Source organism: Paenibacillus mobilis, from assembly GCF_058267595.1.
On the sequence record NZ_JBZCMS010000002.1, the window covers coordinates 370999 to 383707 of the forward strand.

The window sequence follows — 12709 nt, forward strand, 5'->3', positions numbered from 1 at the left end:
TGGGCATTTGAAAGGAGTTTGCCGGATCTAATCCATACGGACTTTCTAAATATTTCCGTATTCTCTGCAAAGGTGCCAAACTAACGGTTTGGCAGCGTAAATTCCTCGGTCAGCGCTTCTCCGTTAGAAAAACTGAAGAACCTGTAATAATAGTGATCTTTCTCTTTATAATAAAGCTGCCAGACATACTGGCTATTATATACGCCGGGTACAAGTCGTTTGATATCCGCCTCAGGCATTAATGCTTTAATTTTGGCCTGGATCGCCTTTTTGGTTGAGCTCGCGGAGACCTGCTCCGTATGCGCAGGCTGACCGTCCTGAAGCCACACCATGATAGGTTCTCCCGAACCGTTGGTGCCTTCAACGACCCAGCAGACCCCGTCCCACACCGATTTGCTGACCCCGATCGTTTTGACCAGCCCAGCTTCCTGTTTGGCCCGGAGAATGGCCGCATCCTCCTGCTTCCAGGTGTCCTGCATAATGTATACATAATAACGGTACATCCCAAAAGCCAAAGCCGCCGCAATGACGATTACGGCGAGAATCCATTTTGTTTTTGTTTTCAAACCTGTTTTTCACCTCTCTCCTTGCCTCCGCTTGCTCTGAAGCCGGGAATGGGATCAGCGGGCAAGGAGACCTTCAAATGCCTGTTGAGCTTCAAAGCGAATACGCTGTTCGTCCAAAGTCAGGCATTCGCCGTGTTTGACCACTTGCCGTCCGTCGACCCATACATGCTCTACGTCCTTCGCACCGGCAGAGTAAACGACATGCGAAATATAATCGGTTTTTGGCAGGAAATGAGCTTGCTCAGTATTCAAAGCGATAAAATCGGCTTTCATACCGGACGCCAATTTGCCTGTTTCCTGAAGGAACAGTGACTTAGCACCGTATTCCGTCCCCATTTTCAGCGCCTCAAGCGCCGGAACCGCGGTAGGATCACCGGATACCCCTTTATGAATTAAAGCTGCCAGACGGATTTCCTCCAGCATGTCTAGGTTGTTATTGCTGGCAGGGCCGTCCGTTCCCAAGGAAACCGTGACGCCTGCTTTCAGCAGGTCCACAACTCTCGCTACCCCGCTGGCCAGCTTCAAGTTGCTGCCGGGATTGTGAGAAACTCCTACGTTATTTTCGGCAAGGATTTGAATTTCTTCATCCAGCAGATGAACCGCATGAGCAACAAGCGAAGGTCTGGAGAACAAACCTATTTTCAGCAGATGCTCGACCGGACGCACGCCGTAATCCCTGACGTTCTGCTCCACCTCGGTTATCGTTTCCGACATGTGCGTGTGCAAAGGGAGATCCAGATCATGCGCAGCTTGTACGATCTTTTCGATATAATCGGGCGGACAAGTATAAGGGGCATGCGGAGACATCATCGCCGTAATGCGTCCGTCTGCCGCTCCATGCCACCGCTTCGCAAAACTGACCGCGTCCTGAAGTTTGGCCGTCTGCACTTCCGGCGGGCAAAGACCGATGACGCCCCGTGTCAGGACAGCACGGATGCCGCTTTGTTCCGCAACTTTACCTACCTGGTCCATATGATCGTACATATCCAGGAAAGTGGTAGTTCCGCCTTTCAGCATTTCAAGAACGGAAAGCGCCGTACCTTTGTAAACGTCCTCGCTGGTAAATTTGGCTTCCATCGGCCACATTTTTTCCTGCAGCCACACCTGGAGGGCCAGATCGTCGCCATAACCGCGCAGCAGAGACATTGCCGCATGCCCGTGAGTATTAACCAGGCCTGGCAGGAACAGAAGGCCCGATCCGTCAAAGCTTTCCGTCATCTCTTCGCCTTCCGGCAGCGTTTCCCCGATGTATTGAATACGGTCGTCCTCCACCAGCATATAACCGGTAAGCACCGGTTTATCCGGGTTCATAACCGCGAAAGTTCCGTTTTTAATCAACCATTTACGACTCATTTGAAATTTCCTTTCCCTGATCCAAATAATAAGCCAAGCTGAGCAGATCGGTGGTAAAATCCGCCGCATGCACGCGGACCCCGGCCGGTACCTTCAAAATGACCGGCGCAAAGTTCAGAATGGCCTGAATGCCCGCCTCTACGAGCTGATCCGCGACGCGCTGGGCTTCCCAGTGAGGAACCGTAATGATCCCGATACGGATCCCGAGGTTTTTGACGGTTTCTGTCAGCTCCGAAATAGGCTGTACCGTCAAATAATTGATCTGGCTGCCGATTTTGGCTTCCGCAGCATCGAAGACCGCCACAATCTTCATATTGTCTTTCAGATACATATTGTAGTTGGAGAGGGCCTGGCCGAGATTACCGGCACCTACCAGCGCTACGCTGATCTCCTGATCCAGGTTCAGGATCTGGCGGATTTTTTCAATCAGGTAACCCACATCGTAGCCGATGCCTTTGCGCCCGAAATCTCCGAAATAGGCGAGATCCTTACGGATTTGGGCCGGATTAAGATCCAGGTTTTGTCCGAGCTCTTGCGAGGATACCGTCATGACGTCACGGTTTTGCAGTTCGTTTAAATACCGCAGGTAAACCGGCATACGCCGGACGACGGCATCCGATATTTTTTCCGATTTCATGTTATTCACCCTTTGCTGCGCCTGATTCGGCGCCATTTTCCGTAGGTTCCAGCCACTCCGTGATCCGGGGAACCATCTGGCTCAGCGGCATATGCTCCATTTTGGGTCCCGGCAGGGAATAAAGAAAATATTTGCCGTAATAGGAGTCCAGAATACGCGTATCGTACACAATGACGATACCTTTATCTCTTGAAGAGCGTACCAGTCGGCCAAAACCCTGCTTAAAGCGGATAACCGCCTGAGGAACCGACAGCTTGGTAAACGGATTTTTCTTTTGCTGCTGCAGCCGTTCGCTTTTCGCTTCGACCAGCGGATGGTTTGGCGGCTGAAAAGGCAGCCGGACAATAGCAAGGCTGGTCAGTGCATCTCCGGGAATATCGACGCCTTCCCAAAAGCTGCTTGTGCCGAGCAGGACGGAAGCGTCTTTGTTCTGAAAACGCCGGGTCAGCTTGGTGCGGCTTCCGCTGTCCATGCCTTGGCCGATTACCGTTATATTATGCGCCGACAGCTGCTCTTTAAGCGGTTCATAGACCTGCTTCAGCATGCGGTATGAGGTGAACAGCACCAGCATTCTGCCTTTGGTCGCTACGGCCGACTCCGCAAGGGAATCTACAAGCGTATTCACAAAATGGGCATCCCCTACGCTGCCTTTGACGCTCGGAAAGTCGCGCGGAATGACCAGCAGCGCCTGCTCCCTGTAATTAAACGGGGAAGGCAAAATGGCGGTCAAAAGCCGGTCCTGTTCGCCTGCTTCCTGGAGCCCGAGCTGTTCGATCATGTACTGGAAGGACTTATCGACCGTCAAGGTCGCCGAGGTCATGACCACGCTTTTTTTCTTGTCAAAGAAATAAGTTTTGAGCTGTTCGCTGACATCGATCGGAACCGCGTAAAGCTGCAGCGATTTGCTGCGGTAATGGCCGTTGCCTTCCAGCCAATAAACCGTCTCCTCGCTGTCCAGCTTCATGAAGAAGCGCAGGGAATCCCGTTCGCTGCCCAAATCCTTCAGGAGTCCGCTGATATCCGTAAGCAGGCCTTCAACCCCGTAATCCTCCTGCTCCTCTTTGATCTCGGCCACCATACGTTCGCCTTTCCGCAGCACTTCGCTGATGGAGACATGGATCTGATGCTCCAGCCGGTTAAAGGTGTCCCATTGGTCAGGCCTTTGGGCGGGAAGCAGCCGTTTGACGAATTGCCCCGGCTCTCCCGGCGCCGCGTCGCTCCTCTCCGTCATCAGACCGAACAGAAGCTCGCTTAACTTGTCCCAGCTTTCCTTCACTTCAAGCAGAGCCGGATAAAACGAATCGATTGTTTCTGTCCAGCCGAGAGCCTTTTCCGATCCGGAGGAAGCAAGCTGCGTCCGGAGATTCGGAAACTGTCCGGTGCGGCTGTCCTTAAACAAACGGGTTAAAGTATGAATGATCGAAAAATATTTCATATGCAAACCCAGATGTTTGCCCGCCACGTCCTCCAAATGATGCGCCTCGTCGATGACCAGACGTTCATAAGAAGGCAGCAGCTGATGGCCGGCCTGAATGTCGGTAAAAAGCTTGGAGTGGTTGGTAATTATAACATCCGCTACGCTGGCTTCGTGTTTGGCCCGATGATAAAAACACTTCCTGAAAAAGGGGCAGGAGCGTCCTAAACAGGAATCCGATTCGCTGGCAACCGTTTCCCAGAAATCACCGCCGCGTCCCAAATTCAGTTCCTCGTCGTCACCGGTTTCGGTTTGGCTGAGCCAGATGATCATTTGGGCCGCCGTGATGCTGTCTTCCTTCGGACTTGCAAAATCGCGCCGGCTCAGCTTGTGCTCGAATTTACGCAGGCACAAATAATGCTGTCTGCCTTTAAATACCGCCGCGCGAAACGGAAAAGGCACCGCTTCCGTCAGCAAAGGAATATCCCTTTCCCGTAGCTGCTCCTGCAGGTTGATGGTATGGGTGCTCACCATGACCTTCTCCCCGGTTTTTACCGCGGAATAAATGGCGGGCAGCAGATAGCCGAGCGATTTGCCCGTTCCGGTTCCGGCCTCCACCAGAAGATGCTTATCCTCGTCAAAAGCCTGCTCCACCTGACTGAGCATAATCTTTTGCGCTTCCCGTTCCTCATAAAACGGCAGCTTCTCCTTCAGGTTTCCCTGAACTTCCTCTAAAAATTGCTCAAAACTGACCTGGGACAGCGGATTGTCGTCAAATTCATGGCGGGCCGGCAAAATATCCATCCAGTCCTCATTGCGCATCGCAAACTGGCGGTAATAAATAAAACCCGCGTCATCCGTCTGATCTGCCTGGCTTTCCCGCTCCGTCAGCAAAGCGTCGAAAAACCAGCCCAAATCGCTGTCCTCGGCGGCAAACAAATCCGTCAGACGCTGGATAGTGATCAGCGGCAGCTCCGCAAGTTCATCCAAACATTTCAGAAAAATAAGCGCGGTTGCCGTGGCATCGCTGTCCGCCTGATGCGGCCGGTCATGGCTGAGTCCAAATTCGGCGCTCACCAGCCCAAGCTGATAAGAATTTAATGAAGGAAAACATATCTTCAAAAAATCCATCGTATCGAGAATCCGTCCCGTAAAAGGCAGATACCCACAGCTGTCCAAAGCCTGCTGCAAAAAATGAAAATCAAATGCTACATTATGACCCACCAAAACGACGTCATCCAATAGCGGCACCATCTCCATCATCACTTCGTCGATGGAGGGCGCTTCGGCGACGTCCTCTTCCGTAATGCCTGTTAAGCCTGTAATAAAGGGAGGGATGGGCACTCCCGGTTTGACATAAGAAGAATAGACCTGCGAGATGGTGGAATCATGATCTATGATGGCAAGCCCTACCTGAATAATTTCGTCGGTGGACTGATTACCCGTAGTTTCAAAATCGAGTACGGCATACTTCATTGGTTGCAAAATCCCTTTCTTTCGGGTCTATCACCTAGCATATCAAAAAAAACAACGTTTGAAAATTAAACGAAATCCGCTTTTGGGAAAATAAGCACTTGCTTTAGGCCGGAATAACCGGTCAAAAAAACGATGCGTTATCAAACGCATCGTTCCAGAGCCGGATTCACATAAAGGCGTGCAGCTGGCTTTCAAATTGGTACGTCCCCCGGTTGGCCATGCATGCCTCCAGATTGGCCAGCGGCTCGGGCAGGCTCGGATCCAGCTTGTAGGCGGTCAGAAAAAAGCCCCGCGCTTTCTCTATCCGGTTGTCCATGGCCGCGATGCAGCCAAGGGCATTACAGCAGATCGCTTTTAGCTTTTTGTCTTTGCCGTGCGTAAAAATATGGCTGAAGTAACCTGCCGCGTTTTTCCGGTCATCCAGGTGCACGCAGCAAACGGCCAGAAACAATAAGGGCAGAGGATTATCCGGATATAGCGAAGAAGCGTGTTCAAACTGCTTTGATGCTTGTTCGTACATCTGAAGCGAAAAATACCCCTGCCCTTTTACGAAGGGGCCGCCTTCCATTTCCACGATTTTCAGGTGGTTCGGCGATTCGAAATCCCCGCATTTCCGGCGGATCTCCCCCATTTTTTCCTCGAAAGACATCCATTCCTCGATAATGCCGTCACTCATTTGCTTCAAAAGTTTCCATTTCATGCCCAGCGCTTCCTTCAGATCGCCTTCCGCATCGGGATAACGGCTGGCGATTTCATCCAGCGTGCTGTTCATTTCCGCAAAGATATGTTCAAACATTATCTCACCTCATCCTGAACAAAATGAAATCAGTGCGAAACTGAACCAATTTCAGGTTTGCTGCATGGGGAAATTGATTCAGGCTTATCTTCATTTTTTGTTCAAGAAGGCTTTTTCATTCCACGGCCCATTTATTACATAACCGGACCAAGCTTTCTCTGGCAAAGACCAGAGGCTCCCTCGATTTAACGGATCGTGGCGTGCAGCTCACGGTCTGCGGATTCAGCCGGCCGGTTGTTTTCATCCACGAACACGACGGTCGGCTTGTGCATTTTCAACTCCTCGGAAGAAAGCTGGGCATAAGAGATAATAATAACATTGTCGCCGGGCTGCACCAGGCGGGCCGCCGCACCGTTCAGACAAATTACGCCGCTGCCGCGCGGGCCGGTAATTACATAAGTCTCCAGTCGCGCACCGTTGTTGTTGTTGACGATCTGGACTTTTTCATTTTCAAGCAAATCGGCGGCTTCCATCAAATCTTCATCGATGGTAATGCTGCCGACATAGTTCAGGTTCGCTTCGGTGACGGTAGCACGGTGGATTTTGGATTTCATCATTGTTCTATACATGAAGAGCCACGTCCTTTTTCTGAAGTAACATATTGTCAATCAAGCGCGTGCTGCCAAATTTGACGGCCAAAGCGGTAATCAGGCCGCCTTGAACCTCTTCAAGCCGGGTCTGTTCGCCCAGCGGCTCCAAATCAGGGAAAGTCAGCACTTCCACATAATCAATTTCGGCAAGAGGCTGGGTATTGATCCGGCTGACCAAATATTCGCGCAATTCGGCCGCCGTCGCCAGCTTGCCTTCGGTTGCCAGCCCTTCGGCTTCTCTTAGCGAGGCCGACAGGACCAGCGCCTGACTGTGCTGCTCTTCGGACAAATAAACGTTCCGGGAGCTGAGCGCCAGGCCGTCGCTTTCACGCACAATCGGACAAGGCACCAGCTGTACGGCCATATTCAGATCCCGCACCATTTGGCTGAGCACCGCGACCTGCTGGGCGTCCTTCATGCCAAAATAAGCAAAATCGGGGTTGGCAATATGAAAAAGTTTGGCAACAACGGTAGTCACGCCGTCAAAATGCCCCGGACGGGAAGCGCCGCACAGCCTGGAAGTCAGCCCGTCAACCTTAATGTGGGTTTTAGTAGGCTGAGGGTACATATTTTCCACTTCCGGCATGAAGACGATGTCCACCTGTTCTTTCTCCGCCAGCGCCAAATCCCGGACTGCATCACGCGGATAGCGGTCCAGGTCCTCGTTCGGTCCAAATTGGATCGGATTGACGAAAATGCTCAGCACCACTACGTCGTTGGCTCTGGCTTTCCGAAGGAGACTTGCATGCCCTTCATGCAAAAAACCCATGGTCGGCACAAGCCCGACCGTCAGCTCCTTCCCTTGCTTCGCGGCTTCAAAACGCCGGCGTTTCAGCTCCTGCTGCAGTTCTTCAGGTTCTTTAATAAGGATCATGGGGTAACGCCAACCTTTCTTTCCGCTTGTTCAGCCTTGCCGGCAGGTTCGGTTTGTTCAGGCTTCTCCGTGCTGCCATACAAACCGTCCACGACCCCTTCTTCCGCGCCGAACACATGCTGTTCGCCCGGAAAAAGGCCGCCTTTCACTTCCTGCACATAATCCGCGATGCCCGCTTTGACCTGGGCTCCGATATCGGCAAAGGTTTTGACGAATCTTTTTTCACGATAATTATCCGTATATTTAAGCAAGTCATGGAACACAAGCACCTGGCCGCTGCAGCCCCGGCCGGCTCCGATTCCAATCGTCGGAATTTCAAGCAATTTCGTAATTTCGGCCGCCACCTCTTCCGTGACGAGTTCAAGCACGATGCCAAATGCGCCTGCTTCCTGCAGTGCTTTGGCATCTTCGAGCAGCCGGCGGGCATCCTTGGCGTCTTTGCCCTGAATACGGTATCCGCCCAGCTGATTTACGGATTGCGGAGTCAAACCGATGTGGCCCAATACGGGCACGCCGGCGCGAACTACGGCCGCAACCGTATCCGCAATTTCGGCGCCGCCTTCCATTTTAACGGCGTGCACATGGCCTTCCTGCATTAGTCTTCTGACCCCGCGCAGCGTTTCGTCCAGGCTTCCGTGGTAAGTCATAAACGGCATATCCGCAACGATAAACGTGCGCTCCGCCCCTCTTGCCACCGATCTGGAATGGTAGACCATATCGTCAAGCGTAACGGGAATAGTCGAGTTGTAGCCCAGCACCACGTTGCCGAGGGAATCCCCGACCAGGAGCATGTCTACGCCCGCTTCTTCGGCCAGCCTGGCCGATGGATAGTCATAAGCGGTAACCATAGCGATCGGCTCGCCGTCCCGCTTCATCTTTTTCAATTTCACAATGTTTAATGCCTGTTTGGTTGCCATAAAATCATATCCCCTCTCCTAGTTGACGTACCCGCCGAGCAACTGTTCAGCCTTTTTCAAACCACGACAAAAAAGCCTTTAGTTTTCACTAAAAAGGCCCGAAAGTCCAAAGAAGAGTCACTTGGCGATCGTCCCTTCTGTCTCGGTCCTTTCGGCTCAGAGCAGAATCCAGGCGTAACCGGCAATACCAAAAATGACGGTTATAATAATTCATGCATCCGCTGTGCGGCGGAAAATAAAAATACTGCCCCAAGAGTGCTGTTCGGTCAGGCCGATACCGCCTCTTAAGGACAGTATAACAAATGGCGTCAACTTTTTCATCCATCATTTTTTTGATGGGTCAATCGTTACGTCGCCTGAAATGATTTTTTGGGTCTCCCCGTTTTCAAGACGAAGGACCAAAGCGCCCGATGGATCCAGCGATTCCGCGATGCCTTTGAGTTCCCCGGCAGGCGTCTGAACGGTTACCGCCTTATCCAGACTGACCGACAAAGCCTCCCATAATCCCACAATCGGAGCAAAACCTTCGGAGGAATAAAACCCGTAAAGCTGCTCCATTTCGTTCATGATGGCTCCGGCAAGCTGGGAGCGGTTAATGGATTGGCCGGATTCGATCCGGAGCGAGGTCATAATGGATTTCAAATCCTCCGGAAGATCGGCAGCCGCCATGTTCACGTCAATCCCTATGCCTACTATGCAGTAGCGGATCCGCTCGTCTTCGCCTGCGGACTCTAGCAAAATGCCGCACGTCTTGCGTCCGCCGATCAGGATGTCATTGGGCCATTTGATGCCCGCATCCACTTTGGCTACGCTGCGGATGGCCCGGCAGACCGCTACCGCGGAAAGCAGCGTCAGCTGCGAAGCTGCCCCGAGCGGCAGATTGGGGCGCAGCAGCAGGCTCATCCAAAGTCCGTTACCCGGCGGGGAATACCAGCTCCGCCCCATCCGTCCCTTGCCCTTCGTCTGCTCCTCGGCAACGACCAGCGTTCCTTCCGGGGCGCCCTGTTCCGCCAGCAGCCTGGCTTCATCCTGCGTGGAGCCGGTGCTCTCGAGCAGCTTAAGGTTCCGTCCCATGACAGCGGTGCGGGCAGCCAGCAACAGGTCCGACGCAACAAGCCGGGAGGGTTCTCCGGTCAAGCGGTATCCCTTGCGGGAGACCGCTTCGAAGTCATAACCCGTTTCGCGCAGCTTGTTGATTTGTTTCCAGACCGCTGTCCGGCTGATGCCGAGCTTGCGGCTGATTTCCTCTCCGGATATATATTCCCCCGCCTGTTCCTTGAACATACGCAGGAGCAGCTGTTCCGGCGGGAAAGAGTTCTTCTGATTAACTTCTTCCATCGTTCAAACGCTCCTTCACAGCTTCCAGCAAAGCCGGTTTGCTGTTCTCTAAATCCCCGGCAGCCACCCGCTCTAGCAGCTCTTTCATCAGTTCCCCGAGCCACGGCCCCCCTCGGCGGCCGCTGCTGGCCATCACCTCTCCGGCGCTCAGCGCCAGATCGGCCACTTTATGTACCGGTACGGATTGGTGCCACTTCCAAGCCCACTTCAGGAAAAAAGAACGCCGCCCGTCTGTCAAAAGGCCGGCAGACAGCCTTGCGTCTTCCCGCTTCAGCCACAGCTCCGCGGCTTCTTTCCCGCAGGTGAGCTGAAGATAAACCCAATACCGCCGCCATGACTCAAGGCGGACGTCATTTGGGCCGCTGCTGTCAGAAGAGGCACGGCCGTCATTTCCTTGATCTTCATCAAGGGCAAAGGCACGGCCTTCTTCCTGCGCGCGAAAGTCCTCCTGCTCATAGCCGGATTCATCGGCGGGACTTTCAAGCAGCGTCTTTACCGCTTCTTCGATTTGAAGAAGCGCCGTGATCTGCCGGGTCAGCGCGCCCGGAAAGGTCCAGCTGCGCAGCAGCGGCTCCGCTTCCTCCGCGGTGACCCGCAAAGCCTGCAGCAGCAGCGACCAGCGCTCTGCGGGCCGGTCCGGCGGCAGCGCCGCCAGCGCTGCCCATTCGGGCGCAGCCGGGCCTGCCTGGCCGGGCCCGGCGGGCAGCGGCGCTTTGGCCGGCGCCAGCAGGCCGCTGCGCCGCAGCAGCTCAAGGCCGCGCAGCGGCCGCGGCCCGAGCAAGATCCGCTCAAGCTCTGCGCGGATCCGTTCCACCGCGATGTAAGCCATGCCATCGCGGCACTGCAAAAGCCCGCGCCAGAGGCTTTTGAGCGGCTTGAAGCCGAAGACCGAGGCGAACCGGACCGCGCGCAGCATGCGCAGCGCGTCCTCTTCGAACCGTTCTTCGGGCTTCCCGACGCAGCGGATCCAGGCGCGTTCGATATCTCCGCGCCCTCCGTAAGGGTCAAACAGCCGCCCGTCCAAACTCCGGGCGATCGCGTTCATCGTGAAATCGCGCCTCTTCAGATCCTCGCCGATCGCTTTGACAAATTCCACTTCCTCCGGCCTGCGGTGATCGGTATACCCGGTCTCCCTGCGGAAGGTGGTGACCTCGAAAGACCAATCCTCCAGCAGAACCGTTACCGTTCCGTGAGCGAGTCCGGTGGGCACGGTTCTTTCAAACAGGTCCATGACCTGCTGCGGCTCAGCCGAGGTGGCGATATCCATATCGTGTACGGCGCGCCCCATTAATTCGTCCCTGACGCATCCGCCGACGTAAAAGGCCTGATGGCCGGCCGCTTCCAGACGGCGCAGCACGCCGTCTCCTGCTGCCGCCATGCCGGGCTCAGCTTGTAACCACTTCATTCCCAAGCTTCATCCCTCGTTTCAACAAACACCGTATGCCTTTCCGTTTTCTTTAAACCTTAGGCACACCGCAGGCTGCTGTCATCTTCGGTTTGCCCGCCTCCAGCACACGGTAGTAAATTTGCTCATATTGCTTCGTGATTTTTTCACTGTTGAATTCAAACTGCGCCCGGTGGATACAGGTCTCTTTTATCTTCGCAGCCAAAGTATCGTCGCTCAGCAGCTGCAGGGCATATTTCGCCATCGCCGCAGTATCGCCGATTGGTGCCAAAAAGCCGGTTTCCCCGTGCCTCACCAGCTCCGGAATGCCGCCGGCCTGCGAACCTATGGTAGGAACGCCGCAAGCCATCGCTTCGAGGGCAACAAGCCCGAAGCTTTCTTTTTCCGAAGGGAGCAGGAGCACATCGGCCAGCGAAATAATTTGCGCGATTTCATCCTGCTTGCCCAGAAAACGGACGTTGTCCTCCAGCCCCATTTCGCGGATCTGGCACTGGATTTTCGGCAGGTCCGGCCCTTCGCCGACAAACAACAGCCTGGCCGGAATCTCCTTGCTGACGCGGGCAAATACGTCTACTACGTCTTTGACGCGTTTAACCGGACGGAAATTGGAAATGTGCATCATGATTTTTTCGTCCGGTGCGGCAAATTCGCTGCGCAGCTCGGCCACCTCACGCGGATAATAGACGCGTTCATCCACAAAATTGTACGTTAAATCGATTTCACGGGTAATGTCGAGCAGTTCCTTCGTTTCCCGGGTCAAATCCCTGGATACCGAGGTGACGGCATCGCTTTCGTTAATTGCCAGACGGATCAGATCCTTCAGCGACTCGTCCTGGGCAAGCACGGTGATATCCGTACCATGCAGCGTCGTTACCACCTTCAGGTTGTCCCCGACCATCTGCTTGGCCAAAAAAGCGCAGACCGCATGCGGCACCGCATAATGGACATGAAGCACGTCCAGCTTCTCCTGCTTGACGACCTGTGCCATTTTGGTTGCTAGCGACAGGTCATAAGGCGGATAACGAAAAACGTAATAATCGTTAACCTCCACCTCGTGATAATAAATGTTTTTATGAAAAGCTCCCAGCCGGAACGGAACACTGTGGGAAATAAAATGAACCTCGTGGCCTTTTTCGGCAAGCAGCTTGCCGAGTTCAGTAGCCACGACTCCCGATCCTCCGAGCGACGGGTAGCACGTTATGCCGATTTTCAGCGTTTGGCTCAAGTCAGCACCCCCTCTATTCCGTAAAAATTCGATAATTTAATTTTCGGCTATAACGCCCAAATTTACTCCATGAACTGCTTTAAACCGTATACCCGTAGATCAAACCTTTATAGTTCCT

General features: G+C 53.7%; 11 protein-coding genes. All 11 read right to left on the reverse strand.

Going from position 1 to position 12709, the window contains the following annotated elements:
* Positions 1 to 80: 80 nt before the first annotated feature.
* The 11 genes from AC3ZPD_RS04875 to bshA all read right to left on the reverse strand — a co-directional run bounded on the left by AC3ZPD_RS04875 (position 81) and on the right by bshA (position 12591).
* Positions 81 to 566 carry a cell wall elongation regulator TseB-like domain-containing protein gene (locus AC3ZPD_RS04875; RefSeq protein ID WP_490983143.1) on the reverse strand — a complete coding sequence of 162 codons (486 nt, stop codon included), beginning with the start codon at positions 564 to 566 and terminating at the stop codon, positions 81 to 83.
* Between the two features lie 54 nt (positions 567 to 620).
* Positions 621 to 1919 carry an amidohydrolase gene (locus AC3ZPD_RS04880; protein WP_490983144.1) on the reverse strand — a complete coding sequence of 433 codons (1299 nt, stop codon included), beginning with the start codon at positions 1917 to 1919 and terminating at the stop codon, positions 621 to 623.
* Positions 1909 to 2556, reverse strand: a complete 648-nt coding sequence (locus AC3ZPD_RS04885) for a redox-sensing transcriptional repressor Rex (RefSeq protein ID WP_490983145.1) — start codon at positions 2554 to 2556, stop codon at positions 1909 to 1911. The genes AC3ZPD_RS04880 and AC3ZPD_RS04885 overlap by 11 nt, the downstream gene beginning before the upstream one ends.
* Before the next feature lies 1 nt (position 2557).
* Positions 2558 to 5446 (reverse strand): ATP-dependent DNA helicase DinG, encoded by a 2889-nt coding sequence (dinG, locus tag AC3ZPD_RS04890; RefSeq protein ID WP_490983146.1) that lies wholly within the window; start codon positions 5444 to 5446, stop codon positions 2558 to 2560.
* A gap of 166 nt (positions 5447 to 5612) precedes the next feature.
* Complete coding sequence (locus tag AC3ZPD_RS04895; protein WP_490983147.1) at positions 5613 to 6242, reverse strand: hypothetical protein; 630 nt, start codon at positions 6240 to 6242, stop codon at positions 5613 to 5615.
* A gap of 185 nt (positions 6243 to 6427) precedes the next feature.
* A complete protein-coding gene (gene panD, locus AC3ZPD_RS04900; RefSeq protein WP_490983148.1) occupies positions 6428 to 6811 on the reverse strand; it encodes an aspartate 1-decarboxylase in 384 nt (127 codons plus the stop codon).
* Positions 6804 to 7706: a pantoate--beta-alanine ligase gene (gene panC, locus AC3ZPD_RS04905; RefSeq protein ID WP_490983149.1), complete on the reverse strand. Its 903-nt coding sequence runs from the start codon at positions 7704 to 7706 to the stop codon at positions 6804 to 6806. The genes panD and panC overlap by 8 nt, the downstream gene beginning before the upstream one ends.
* A complete protein-coding gene (gene panB / locus AC3ZPD_RS04910; protein WP_490983150.1) occupies positions 7703 to 8623 on the reverse strand; it encodes a 3-methyl-2-oxobutanoate hydroxymethyltransferase in 921 nt (306 codons plus the stop codon). Before panB ends, panC begins: the two co-directional genes overlap by 4 nt.
* Positions 8624 to 8947: 324 nt before the next feature.
* Complete coding sequence (locus AC3ZPD_RS04915) at positions 8948 to 9961, reverse strand: biotin--[acetyl-CoA-carboxylase] ligase (protein ID WP_490983151.1); 1014 nt, start codon at positions 9959 to 9961, stop codon at positions 8948 to 8950.
* A complete protein-coding gene (locus tag AC3ZPD_RS04920; protein WP_490983152.1) occupies positions 9948 to 11366 on the reverse strand; it encodes a CCA tRNA nucleotidyltransferase in 1419 nt (472 codons plus the stop codon). The genes AC3ZPD_RS04915 and AC3ZPD_RS04920 overlap by 14 nt, the downstream gene beginning before the upstream one ends.
* Before the next feature lie 52 nt (positions 11367 to 11418).
* Positions 11419 to 12591 carry an N-acetyl-alpha-D-glucosaminyl L-malate synthase BshA gene (bshA, locus tag AC3ZPD_RS04925; RefSeq protein ID WP_490983153.1) on the reverse strand — a complete coding sequence of 391 codons (1173 nt, stop codon included), beginning with the start codon at positions 12589 to 12591 and terminating at the stop codon, positions 11419 to 11421.
* Between the last annotated feature and the right edge of the window lie 118 nt (positions 12592 to 12709).